The following is a 12,063-nucleotide window of genomic DNA, read 5'->3' on the forward strand; positions in this document are numbered from 1 at the left end:
CGAACCATAAGGTTTCACTCGTGCCTCGTCAAGTAATTGACAATCATTATCGTTCTCTTTTAGCATTTTACTCCATGAGCCGAGCAGCAGTACAACGCACATGGAGTAACCGGATCCACGTAGCTGCGGGGCTATCGAGCTTGTTTGTGCACGCTGCTGTAGTGGTGGGAGTCTCGATGGCATCGACTCCTGAACCGGTCTCGGCACCCTCATCGCGAATGGTGAGTATTTCGCTGCAACAGGCACCGACCCGTGTCGACGCAAAGACCAGCAGCCCGGAAACGGCTTCTCCTCCGGAACCGGAGCCCGAACCTGAACCTGAACCTGAACCTGAACCTGAACCTGAACCTGAACCTGAACCTGAACCTGAACCTGAACCCGAGCCTGAACCGAAACCGGAGCCCAAGCCCAAACCGGAGCCTGTACCGGACCCCGAACCGAAACCGGAGCCCAAGCCGGAGCCGGAGCCGAAACCGGACACGAGTGAGAGAGCTACTTCCCAGGCACAGGCGGACACGCAAGCCCCTGCCGGGGAGACGGAGTCACTGAGCGAACCCGCCTATGACGCCGACTACCTGCGCAACCCGCCGCCGCGCTATCCGCGGATGTCGCGACGGCTGAGCGAGCAGGGTGAGGTAGAACTCAGGGTGCGGGTAAATGCCGGGGGGGAGCCGGTTCAGATCGAGCTGCACCGCTCCAGCGGTCACGAGCGACTGGATAAAGCGGCACTGAACGTGGTCGAGAAATGGCAGTTTGTTCCCGCAAAGCGCGGCAGCCGGGCCGTAACGGCCTGGGTCATCGTACCAATCGCATTTCATTTGGGAGGTTAAATGGATCTGGCAGTCGTATTTCACCAGGGTGACTGGATACTGATAGGTGTGTTCGTCACCTTGATAACCATGTCGGCCTTGACCTGGTATCTCATCCTGGCCAAATCGGCATGGCTCCACCTGGTGCGCCGCGCCAACCGCCAGTTCCTGCAGGCATTCTGGGATGCCGAAACGCTGCCGGTGGCCCGCCAGCGAGCCACCAATATGGCCAAGTCGCCATTGGCTCGTCTCTCGCAAAGTGCCTTTGTCGCCCTGGACCACTTTACCCATCCGGCCCGTCCACGCCTGGGCGATGCCTGCGGGCTGGACGAGTTTCTGGTACGCACGCTGCGCAACGGTATCAATCGTGAAACCGGCCAGACGGCGTCGGGGATGACCCTGCTGGCATCGGTCGGCAGCACCGCACCTTTCGTCGGCCTGTTTGGCACCGTGTGGGGCATCTATAACGCCCTCATCGAGATATCGCGCGCCGGCAACGCCAGCATGGAGATGGTCGCCGGACCGCTGGGCGAGGCTCTGGTGGCCACCGCCGCGGGCCTTGCGGCGGCCATTCCCGCGGTCCTGGCCTACAACGCCTTTCAGCGGGCCAACCGCACCCTGACCGAAGAGCTGGATGGTTTTGCCCACGACCTGCACGCCTTTCTTACCACCGGCGCAGCTGTCGACACCGATAGCAGCAATGCAACCGCCGCCAGCAAGCAGAAGGAGGTCGCTTGATGGCTTTCGGTGGCTTTGGAACGTCACGGGACGAACCCATGGCGGAAATGAACGTCATCCCCTTGGTGGACATTATGCTGGTGCTGCTGGTGATCTTCATCATCACCGCACCGGTGATCACCCATGCCGTCAAGGTGGAGCTTCCCAAGGCGTCGAGCGAAGCCGCCGAACCGGACGAACGCACCATTGTCCTTGCCATCGATGCCGAGGGTCGCATTCTCAACAGCGACGAGCCCCTGGCGCTTGATCGGGTCGAGGCGACACTTGCCGAGGCGATACGACAGGATCCGCAACGGGAACTGCACCTGCACACCGACCGCGCCGCGACCTACGACGTGATCGCACAGGTGATGGCCGCCGCGCGGCGTGCCGGTGTCGTGCGCATGGGCTTCGTCACCCAACCGACAGTGTATGGACCATGAAAGATATTGGAAGCAAACCTCGACCGAAGACCGGAGAGGGGGTAACCGCAGCAACACGATCGGCACCTCTGCGTGTCAGCAGCAACGATCTCCTGCCGCGCGGTCAACCACTACACATCGAGCACGAAGGAGAACTCTACATCCTGCGCCGCACCAGCAATAACAAGCTCATCCTGACCAAATAAATTTTAACCAGGTTATCCAAAACCTGTGTTGCGCCAGCCAGCCACACGAATCTGCACGTGCAGCCAGCCAGCCTCGTAAATCCCTAAACCACTCCATGGGAGACTGGCATGAAAAGCACCCTGCATCCATTGACCACGAGTACCGGGCGTCAGCCACTGCGCCGCAGCCTGATCGCGACCGCCGTTACCCTGGCCCTCACTTCGGGCGGGCTGATGGCCGCTGAGACCACTCTTGAGCAAATGGTCATCATCGGTACCAGCGAAGAGGCCAAGCGTCTGCCCGGCTCGGGCGCCGTGGTCGATAGTGAACAGCTCAAGACCGAGGTCACCACCGACATCAACCAGGTAATGAAGACTGTTCCCGGTGTCTACATCCGCGAAGAGGAAGGCGACGGCCTGCGCCCCAACATCGGCATCCGCGGCGCCACCGGCGCACGCAGCGGAAAGATCACGCTGATGGAGGATGGCGTGCTGATCGCTCCCGGGCCCTATGCGAACCCCGCCGCCTACTACTTCCCCACCACGATGCGCATGTCTTCCATCGAGGTGCTCAAGGGCGCGCCGCTGCTGCGCTACGGCCCGCAGACCACGGGCGGCGTGGTGAACATGATTTCGACCCCGATCCGTGAAGAGAATGGCGGCTCGGCGAGTATCGGTGTGGGCTCCCACGACACCAGTGACGTACACCTCCACTACGGCGGCCGTTCGGGGCAGTGGGGCTGGCTGGTCGAGACGGCGGAGCGCAACAGCGGCGGATTCAAGTCCATCGACCGCAGCAACCGCGACAGCGGACACCACATCTCCGATTACGTGGCCAAACTGGGCTGGGAGTCGGCCACCGGGCCGAAGCAGAGCGCTCTACTGAAGCTGCAGCGCTCCGAGGAGACCTCCAACAAGAGCTATCTCGGCCTCACCGACGATGATTTCGACGCCGATCCGAACCGCCGCTATGGTCTGTCGAGCATCGACCAGATGGTCAATGACCACACGGGCGTCAGCCTCTCCTACAGCCGCGCCCTGAGCGACAGCACAACCGCCAGCGCGACCCTCTATCACAATGAATTTGCGCGCAACTGGTTCAAGCTCTTCGGAGGCGGCAGTTTCGTCGATGATGCGAATACCGGCGATGCCAATGCACAGGGAATTCTCGACGGCAGTGTCGATGTCGCCGGGCTCGATTACAAAAATAACAATCGTGAGTACGAATCCCGGGGGGTCGAACTGAATTTTGACATCGATATGGGACTCCACCGGCTCGCCGTCGGCGGGCGGCTCCACGAAGACGAAATGGACCGTTTCCAGCCGGTCGACACCTATGACCAGGTCAACGGCTCGCTGGTCTTCCAGTCGACCAAGGCCCCGACCGGCAGCAATAACCGTCTCGAAGAGGCCGATGCCACCTCCCTCTGGATCACGGATGACTGGCAGGTGAACGAGGCGCTCAACGTCAATCTTGCCTTGCGCTACGAGGATGTAGAGAGCAAAAGGGTGCAGTATGCCGACGTCGCCCGTACCACCGTCGACAAGACCGTCTCCAATAGCAGCGACGAGTGGCTCCCGGGCGCCTCGCTGACCTACGACGTCACTCCCTCCTGGCAGCTGCTGGCCGGGGTCCACAAGGGCTTCTCGCCACTGGGCGGTGGTGCAAAGGAGAATCAGGAGCCGGAGACCAGCACCAACTGGGAGTTGGGCGGACGCTACAACACCGGAAAACTCTTTTTCGAGACCATCGGGTTCTATAGCGACTTCTCCAACAAAACCGAAAACTGCTCGGTGGGCACACCCTGCAGCGATGGCTCCACCTCCGGCAGCTTCGTGAACGGCGAGGCGGTGATTGCCGGCCTCGAGGCTCAGTTGGGCACCGAGTTCAATGCAGGGAGCTTCACCGTTCCGGTCAATCTGGCCTACACCCACACCAAGGCCGAGATCAGTGCCGACAACAGCGTCAGCGGCCAGCAAAAAGGAGATCGGCTGAAGGATGTCCCCGAGAATATCTTCAGCGCCAGGGTCGGTCTCGAGCATCCGAACGGCTGGAACAACTACGCGGTGGCCAAGTACATCGACGAAACCTGTGTCGAGGTCGGCTGCAACAACAGCAGTGCGCCGCGCCAGGAGACCGAGTCACTGTTCGTGGTCGACTACATCAGCCGCTACCAGCTCCAGAAAAACACCGAGCTGTTCCTGAAGGTGGAGAACGTATTCGACGAACAGAAGATCGTCTCCCGCGCTCCCGACGGGGCACGCCCCAACAAGCCCTTCAGCGTGATGGCCGGCGTAAAGTTCGACTTCTGATCCAGTAGCATGGGCCGATCACCACCGGGGGCTTCCCGGTGGTGATCTTCAACCGACCGTGTCCAGCCGGAAGCCTCATCCCGTATAATCGTCACGAATGCCAACCGGAGAGGACGCCTTGGATCCACGTGATGAGCTGATCCGTTATTACCAGTGGCTGCGCCAGTACGGTTATAACGATTCCCACAGCGGCAATGCCTCCATTGCCGATGGTGAACACTTCTGGGTCACGCCGACCGGAGCGTGTGCCGATACGCTGGAGTCGCAGGAGCTGATTCGCTGTGCAAGGCAGGGGCCTCTCGGAGAGGGCGCCTCTCTGGACGCCAGACTCCATCAACTGGTGTATCAGGCCAACTCATCGACAGGAGCACTGCTGCACAGCCACGGCGCCTATACGGTGGCGCTCACCATGAACGGCAACGATTTCGTGCCGCCCGACTTCGAAGGGAACTACTACTTCGGCAGCGTCCCGGTCATCACCATCCCGTACGAAAACTACCTGGAGGAAGCGCCCGGCAGAGTGGCCGAGTCTCTTGCCGAACACCGTATTGCGGTGGTTCGCGGGCATGGGGTCTATGCTCAGGCGGAGACCATGAACTTGGCCTACAAGTGGACCTGTTCCCTGGAGCTTTCGGCGAAGACCGCCTTTATTGCTGGGCAGGCAGGCACGCTGTAACCGGAGGAAAACCATGGCTCAACAGAGAATTCCCGTCGTCATGACCTTCGCCGGCAACGACCCCACCGGCGGTGCCGGCATTCAGGCGGACATCGAAACCATTGCCAGCATGGGCTGTCATGCGGCTCCGGTCGTCACCGCGCTGACGGTACAGGATACCCGCAACGTCATCAGCTTCGACGAAGTCGCCGCCACCCTGGTCATCGAGCAGGCCCGGGCGGTACTCGAAGACATGCCCGTGGCCGCCTTCAAGCTGGGGATGCTCGGCAGCATCGAGAATATCGAGGCGATTCATACGCTGCTGACCGACTATCCGCAGGTGCCGGTGGTCCTCGATCCGATTATCGCCGCAGGCGGCGGAACCGGCCTGTCGGATACCGCCATGCGCGAGGCCATGGTCTCGTTGCTGTTTCCGCTCACCACCATCCTTACCCCCAACAGCCAGGAGGCGCGCCGTTTCGCCAGCGAAGCCGACACCCTGGATGCCTGTGGTCAGGAGCTACTCTCCATGGGTTGTGATTTTGTGCTCATCACCGGAGCCCACGAAAACAGCCCCCATGTCGAAAACCGCTTCTACGGCAGCATGCGCCACCTGGAGACCTTCACTTGGGAGCGCCTGCCGCACAGCTATCATGGCAGCGGCTGCACCCTCGCCTCCTCGATCGCCGGCCTGCTCGCACAAGGGGTCGAGCCGTTCGTCGCCGTACACGAGGCCCAGGAGTACACCTGGGAGAGCCTCAAGCACGGCTACCGACTGGGAATGGGACAGCACCACCCGAACCGCCTGTTCTGGGCCCGCGGTGAGGAAGAGGCCTGAATCCTGTTTAACCACAGAGGTCACCGAGAACAGCGGCAAGTGGTGCTCTCCTGAACTACTTGCCCCCGCTGTCATTACGAGGACGCCTACATGGATGTAGGTGGTAGAGCGACGCAGGATGCCAAAGCCGAGCCCTAAGCGACGAAGTAATCTCTACGCCAACCCCCGGATTGCCGCGTCGCCGAGGCTCCTCGCAATGACAGCTAAACGTTCTTCATTGATTCGAGCCTATGCAGCAGGGGGTACGGTTCGCAATGCGGCCCCCCCTCGGTGCCCTCTGTGGTGAACTATATGAGCGCTCTATGAATACATTCGACATACTTCGCGGACTTTACGCGATTACCGACGAAAGCCTCATTTCCGACGAGCGGCTGGTCCCGGCGACCGCGCTGGCGATCGATGGCGGGGCGCGTATGATCCAGTACCGAAGCAAGCATCCGGATCGGGCGCGTCGCCTTTGGGAGGCGCAGGACCTGGTCACACTCTGTCGCCCCCTCGGCATCCCGCTTATCGTCAATGACGATGTGGAAATCGCTCTCCAGGCGCGTGCTGCAGGCGTCCATCTCGGCAAAAACGACAGCGATATCGCGGCGGCCCGGGAGGTCCTGGGCCAGGAGGCCATCATCGGCGTCTCCTGCTATGACCGTCTGGAACTGGCTCTGGAGGCCGAAAATGCCGGTGCCGACTACGTCGCCTTCGGCAGCTTCTTCCCCTCTTCCGTCAAACCCGACGCGGTGCGCGCCACCCCCGATCTGCTGCGCGATGCCAAGACGCGCCTGACCGTGCCTGTGGTTGCCATCGGCGGCATCACCGCCGACAATGGCGGCACCCTGGTGGCGGCCGGCGCCGACATGCTCGCCGTGGTCAGCGCCATTTTCGGCGTCGACGATATCCGCGCCGCCGCCCGAGCGATTTCAAAATTGTATGATTAACCACGGGGAACACGGGGAACGGCTATTAACCACAGAGCACACAGAGTTTACAGAGCGTGATCTTTCTCTGTGTGCTCTGTGGTTTTTTCGAGTATTTCCCCCGTGATCCCCGTGGTTAAGAAACCAAATAAAAGGAACGACAGATGCCGCATTCACACGAACTCTTTACCGCTGCGCAGAAACACATCCCCGGTGGCGTGAATTCCCCGGTGCGCGCCTTCCGCGGCGTGGGCGGCGAGCCGATTTTCTTCAAGCGTGGCGAGGGGCCGTACCTCTGGTCCGAGAGTGACAAAAAGTACATCGATTATGTCGCTTCCTGGGGGCCGATGGTGGCCGGCCATGCTCATCCCGATGTCATCAGGGCCGTCCAGGAGAGCGCGGCCAACGGCCTCTCTTTCGGCGCACCAACGGCGATCGAGACTGAAATGGCAGACCTGCTCTGCGAGCTGGTGCCTTCCATGGATATGGTGCGCATGGTCAACTCCGGCACCGAGGCGACCATGACCGCCATTCGCCTCGCACGCGGGGTGACCGGACGGGACAAGATCGTCAAGTTCGAGGGCTGCTATCACGGCCATTCCGACTCCCTGCTGGTCAAGGCCGGCTCCGGCGCCCTCACGCTCGGCGTACCCAACTCGCCGGGAGTGCCGGCGGCGCTGGCAGAACACACCATCACCCTGCCCTTCAACGATATCGAGGCCGTCAAGGAGGCCTTCAGTCACATCGGTGGCCAGGTGGCGGGCGTTATCGTTGAGCCGATTGCCGGCAATATGAACTGCATCCCGCCGGTTGCCGGTTTCCTGGAGGGGCTGCGTGAGATCTGCGATGACTACGGCTCCGTACTCATCTTCGACGAGGTAATGACCGGCTTCCGTGTGGCTCTCGGCGGCGCCCAGGCCCACTACGGGGTCACCCCCGATCTCACCACGCTCGGCAAGGTGGTCGGTGGCGGCATGCCAGTGGGCGCCTTCGGTGGCAAACGGAAGATCATGGAGCACATCTCGCCGCTGGGTCCGGTCTACCAGGCGGGCACGCTCTCCGGAAATCCGGTAGCGATGGCCGCCGGCCTGGCGACCCTGAAGCTGGCCATGCAGCCGGGTTTCCATCATGACATCGGCAAGAAGACCGACCGACTGGTCAAGGGTGTTCTGGAGAAGGCCAAAACCCACGAAATCCCCATGAGTGCCAACGCCGTGGGCGGCATGTTCGGGCTCTTCTTCACCGACGAACCGAACGTCACCAACTTCGCCCAGGCGACGGAATGCAACGTGGATCGCTTCAGGCTATTCTTCCACGGCATGCTGAACGAAGGCGTCTATCTGGCTCCGTCGGCCTTCGAGGCCGGCTTTGTCTCCGCCGCGCATAGCGAGGCGGATATCGACGCCACCATCGAGGCCGCCGGGCGAGTCCTTTCCACGCTGTGAACAACGGAGAACCACAGAGGACACAGAGGACACAGAGGACACAGAGGACACAGAGGAGCAAGTTTGGCCTGAATCGGCGCCATGCCTTTTTGAGCCAGTCATCGCGGCAGGATGCCGCTCCCACGACTAGTTTTTACTCCGTGTTCTCTGTGGCTCAAACCTGCCTATGAAATACCGCATCATTCCCGTTACCTCTTTCCAGCAGAACTGTTCGCTCATCTGGTGCGAGCGCACGAAGCGTGCGGCACTCATTGATCCGGGTGGTGAACAGGAACGGCTGATGTCGGCGATTCGGCAGGAAGGGCTGACGCTTGAGAAGGTGCTGCTGACCCACGGTCATATGGACCACGTGGGAGTGGCCCGTTCACTGGCCGATGCCGCCGGTGTGCCGGTGATCGGCCCGCAGCGGGAAGATGCCTTCTGGTTGCAGATACTGCCGCAGCAGGCAGAGATGTTCGGATTCCCGCACATCGAGTCGTTCGAACCGGATCAGTGGCTGGAGCATGGTGATAAGGTGAGCGTTGGCGAAGAGCAGCTGGAAGTGATTCACTGCCCGGGGCATACGCCGGGGCATATCGTCTTCTATCATCCGCAAACCCGGCTGGCCTTTGTCGGCGATGTGCTATTTCAGGGTTCCATCGGCCGCACCGACTTCCCGCGCAGCGATCATGCCGCACTGCTTGCAGCCATTCACGACCGTCTCCTGCCCCTTGGGGACGACATCGAATTCGTCCCCGGCCACGGCCCGATGTCCACTTTCGGCGCCGAACGGCGGTCGAATCCTTTTATACGCTGAGTCTGCAGAGTCAGGGAATACGCGGATGAACCGAGTTCTCCGCCATTCAGGGGAAAAAGCTGTTCGAACGGTTTGCTGATGCGTTTGAGAAAGGCAAAAGGCCGGGACGGGAAAACCCGCCCCGGCCGGCCCTTGGATAGCGGCATCCCTGCGGTTACGGGTTGCCCGCCTTAGTAGACATCGTGCAGGGTGTTGTAGAGGTTGAATTTGCCCGTGGGCGTTATCAGACGCTCGTCTTTGATAACCTTCTTTAGCGTGCGGGTCTTGTCATCGACGACAACAATGGCAGAGGTTTCGTCCTGGCCATTCCAGACCGAAAACCAGACTTCATCGCCTGCCTTGTTGTATTCGGGCTGAACAACCCGCTTCGGTCCCTCTCCGAGGTCGGCCCATTCGCCGATGGGCAGCACGGCCTGATAGCCCTCCTCCAGATGGTCGACATCGAATACGGCTACGCTCTGACTGATGTTTTCATCGGGATTGAGCGTGGTATCGACCCAAAGATTGCTGGAGTTCGGGTGGGTCTTGAGGAAGAGCGATCCCCCGCCTTGGCCCTTGAGAGTGCGCACCACTTTCCAGGCATTTTCCGGGTGCTTTTCCGGGTCGGTGCCGATCAGGGAGATCGTCTCATCACCCAGATGGCCGGTCGCCCACACAGGCCCGAACTCGGGATCGTCCATGTTCGCACCACGACCCGGATGCGGGATCTTGCCGACATCCACCAGTTTGACGAGGCGGTTCTCCCGGGAGTCGATAACGGCGATCTGATTCGACTGATTGGCCGCGGCCATGAAGTAACGCTCGGTGGAATCCCAACCGCCATCGTGTAGGAAACGGGAGGCTCCGACGATGTTCAACTCGAGGTTATCGATATCCTCGTAGTTGACGATCATTACCTTGCCGGTCTCTTTCACGTTAACGATGAATTCCGGATGCTGCTGCGAGGCGACAATAGCGGCGACACGCGGCTCAGGATGATACTCCTGCGTGTCGACGGTCATGCCGCGGGTGCCAACAATCGTCTTCGGCTCCAGGGTGTCACCGTCCATGATCACGAACTGCGGCGGCCAGTACGTACCTGCAATGGCGTATTTGTCCTCCCAACCCTTGAACTTCGAAGTCTCTACCGAACGGGCCTCCAGTCCCACCTTGATCTCGGCCACAGTTTCCGGATTCTTCATCCACAGGTCGATGAGATTGATCTTTGCATCCCGTCCAATCACATACAGGTAACGACCGGAGGCGGACATGCGGGAAATGTGTACCGCATAGCCGGTGGGGATAACGTGGGCGATTTCCTTGGTGTCCCCTTCTATCAGGGCAATCTTGCCATCATCACGCAGGGTGACGGAAAAAAGGTTTTCCAGGTCCAGGTCATTCTGCTTCTTTTTCGGCCGCTTCTCCGGCGGCACCAACACCTTCCAGCTAGCCTTCATCTCCGGCATACCGTACTCGGGCGGAGTGGGCGGCTCATGCAGTAGAAAGTTGGCCATCAGATCGACCTGTTTTTCGCTCAACTGCCCGGATGTGCCCCAGTTGGGCATGCCCCCCGGAGAGCCGAAGTTGATAAAGGCCTTCAGATAGGCCTCTCCTTTCGGCCGGGTAATATCCGGCGTCAGCGGTTTACCCGTCGCACCTTTTCGCAACACGCCATGACAGCCGGCGCAGCGCTCAAAATAGATTTGACGTGCCTGATCGAACTCCGCCTCGGTCATCGGCGGCGCGGCCGGACCTTTGGCATTGGACTGGGGCTGGTTACCGGCCTGGGCCCAGACCGGTGTGGCAACAAGCGCGCACACCGAAGCGGCGAGCGCGATGGATCTTATTTTCAACATGACCTCTCCCCTCGTTTTTATATACACGCAAGTGGCGTGGCATTCGCTTGCGAGCGTCACCTGCCCGAATACATTGACATGAAACATTGATACATATCAACACGTGATACACCCATTTTTTCAACAGGCGATTACCCATCGGTACTCGGTCGGATTTGCAGGGAATCTATCGAGGGGAGGAGCTGGCCGGACTTTTGGGCGAGATCCCGCGCCGGCAATGGCTTCTCAGCGCAAGGCTGCGCTCTGCTCCTTTTCTGCCAGCTCGCGCAATCCCTCCAGCGCCAGTGTGAGGCACTCCTCCTTGCGATCGAGGGGATAAACCATATAGGCGGGCATGGTAAACACCGGGCTGTCTTCCACTACCCAGAGCCATTCCCGGGCGATCAGGGATCGCACCGTGCGGGCGGGAAAGTGGGCAGAGCCGCCGTTACGCAGCAGATACTGCATGGCGAGCCAACCAATGTTCGTATTCAGGGCCGGCGGTGGGGCTTCTGCATACATAGTGCTGAACTGTGCCTGGAATTCCTGACCCCAGTCGATATGCACATAGTTCTTGTCCGACCAGTCGCGGTCCGGATTGGTGGTCACCAGCAGCAGAGATTCATCGAACAGACGTTCGATACCGAGGCCGGGGCGACGCTCCGGTGTATACATCACGCCGATATCGATGATGCCCTGCACCAGCTGCTGGATCATTTCATCTTCGAGGCCCACCTCCATGCGCAACGAGATGTCCGGCGCCGCATCTCTCATCCAATCGACCCAGCGCGGCAAATACCCATCCCACAGGGCGATGCGGGCACCCAGGGTGATACTGCCGCTGAAGCCGACGGGCAGGCCGACCTCATGCCGTGCCTGCTCCACGGTCAGTACGAGCATTTTGGCATGGCGCAGAAAGCGTGCCCCTGCAGCCGTCAGGTCGGCACCGCCACGGCCGCGACGAAACAGTTGTGCGCCCAATTCCCGTTCCAGCGACTGAATACGCGAACTCACGGTGGATTGAGTCACATGTAGCCGGGCTGCGGCGCCTACGAAATTGCCGGCCGCGGCCACGGCAAGGAAGGTGCGGGCAAACTCGATCTCCACGGTTCCTCTCCCTTTTACTATCGAATATCCCGATATTATGATGCAGAAAAT

Annotated in this window: 11 protein-coding genes and 1 pseudogene; 10 read left to right on the plus strand and 2 right to left on the minus strand. The window is 60.5% G+C overall.

The genetic code is table 11. From position 1 onward, the window contains the following. Positions 1-176 precede the first annotated feature (176 nt). The 10 genes from BLP65_RS07180 to BLP65_RS07225 all read left to right on the plus strand — a co-directional run bounded on the left by BLP65_RS07180 (position 177) and on the right by BLP65_RS07225 (position 9,091). Positions 177-830 carry an energy transducer TonB gene (locus tag BLP65_RS07180; RefSeq protein WP_245688261.1) on the plus strand — a complete coding sequence of 218 codons (654 nt, stop codon included), beginning with the start codon at positions 177-179 and terminating at the stop codon, positions 828-830. Beyond that, positions 831-1,547 (plus strand): MotA/TolQ/ExbB proton channel family protein, encoded by a 717-nt coding sequence (locus tag BLP65_RS07185; protein ID WP_092994674.1) that lies wholly within the window; start codon positions 831-833, stop codon positions 1,545-1,547. It abuts the gene before it with no gap. After that, a complete protein-coding gene (locus BLP65_RS07190; protein ID WP_092994677.1) occupies positions 1,547-1,969 on the plus strand; it encodes an ExbD/TolR family protein in 423 nt (140 codons plus the stop codon). Before BLP65_RS07185 ends, BLP65_RS07190 begins: the two co-directional genes overlap by 1 nt. Then, entirely contained in the window at positions 1,966-2,154 is a 189-nt protein-coding gene (hemP, locus tag BLP65_RS07195; RefSeq protein ID WP_092994680.1) for a hemin uptake protein HemP, read from the plus strand. Before BLP65_RS07190 ends, hemP begins: the two co-directional genes overlap by 4 nt. Positions 2,155-2,367: 213 nt before the next feature. Beyond that, positions 2,368-4,446 (plus strand): TonB-dependent receptor family protein, encoded by a 2,079-nt coding sequence (locus BLP65_RS07200; RefSeq protein WP_092995434.1) that lies wholly within the window; start codon positions 2,368-2,370, stop codon positions 4,444-4,446. Between the two features lie 118 nt (positions 4,447-4,564). Further along, positions 4,565-5,122 carry a class II aldolase/adducin family protein gene (locus BLP65_RS07205; RefSeq protein ID WP_217631925.1) on the plus strand — a complete coding sequence of 186 codons (558 nt, stop codon included), beginning with the start codon at positions 4,565-4,567 and terminating at the stop codon, positions 5,120-5,122. Positions 5,123-5,135: 13 nt separating this feature from the next. Next, positions 5,136-5,939 carry a bifunctional hydroxymethylpyrimidine kinase/phosphomethylpyrimidine kinase gene (gene thiD, locus BLP65_RS07210; protein WP_092994686.1) on the plus strand — a complete coding sequence of 268 codons (804 nt, stop codon included), beginning with the start codon at positions 5,136-5,138 and terminating at the stop codon, positions 5,937-5,939. Between the two features lie 302 nt (positions 5,940-6,241). Then, positions 6,242-6,871 (plus strand): thiamine phosphate synthase, encoded by a 630-nt coding sequence (gene thiE / locus BLP65_RS07215; RefSeq protein ID WP_092995437.1) that lies wholly within the window; start codon positions 6,242-6,244, stop codon positions 6,869-6,871. Between the two features lie 143 nt (positions 6,872-7,014). Further along, entirely contained in the window at positions 7,015-8,295 is a 1,281-nt protein-coding gene (gene hemL, locus BLP65_RS07220) for a glutamate-1-semialdehyde 2,1-aminomutase (protein WP_092994689.1), read from the plus strand. 166 nt (positions 8,296-8,461) lie between these two features. Beyond that, positions 8,462-9,091, plus strand: coding sequence for an MBL fold metallo-hydrolase (locus BLP65_RS07225; RefSeq protein WP_092994692.1), 630 nt, complete (start codon positions 8,462-8,464; stop codon positions 9,089-9,091). Between the two features lie 170 nt (positions 9,092-9,261). Here the strand turns inward: BLP65_RS07225 and BLP65_RS07230 are convergent. Together BLP65_RS07230 and BLP65_RS07235 are read right to left on the minus strand one after the other, a co-directional pair. Beyond that, positions 9,262-10,815, minus strand: a pseudogene (locus BLP65_RS07230) (cytochrome D1 domain-containing protein); the annotation flags it as partial. Between the two features lie 336 nt (positions 10,816-11,151). Continuing rightward, the gene (locus BLP65_RS07235; RefSeq protein WP_092994698.1) at positions 11,152-12,012 is read right to left on the minus strand and encodes a LysR family transcriptional regulator; all 861 of its coding nucleotides are present in this window, start codon (positions 12,010-12,012) and stop codon (positions 11,152-11,154) included. Positions 12,013-12,063: the final 51 nt, after the last annotated feature.

It is taken from the genome of Thiohalomonas denitrificans (assembly GCF_900102855.1).
Classification (GTDB): Bacteria; Pseudomonadota; Gammaproteobacteria; order Thiohalomonadales; family Thiohalomonadaceae; genus Thiohalomonas; species Thiohalomonas denitrificans.